Genomic DNA, 335 nt, shown 5'->3' on the forward strand with positions numbered 1-335 from the left:
AACTCCATCACCACCACCCGGTCGACCAGGCCCATGACGAAGTCCATGTCGTGCTCGACCAGCAGCGTGGCCATGCCTTCGGCCTTGAGTTTCTTCAGCAGCTCACCGAGCGCCTGCTTCTCCTTGAAGCGCAGCCCGGCCGCGGGCTCGTCGAGCAGCAGCAGGCAGGGGTCGGAGCACAGCGCGCGGGCGATCTCCATGATGCGCTGCTGACCGAGGGCGAGGCTGCCGGCTTCGTCGAACATGTGGTCCGCAAGGCCCACGCGCTCGATCTGACGGGCGGCTTCGGCCAAGAGGCGCGCTTCTTCCTCGCGGTCCATGCGCCAGGCCGAGCT

The 335-nt window shown here is 67.5% G+C and carries 1 protein-coding gene; it reads right to left on the bottom strand.

Features of this window, described 5'->3' with window-relative positions:
* Positions 1-335, bottom strand: a 335-nt coding sequence (locus AC22G6_RS21880) for an ATP-binding cassette domain-containing protein (protein ID WP_487368516.1), incomplete at both ends; no start/stop codon positions are given.

It is taken from the genome of Parazoarcus sp. PS-13 R2A (genome assembly GCF_057621855.1).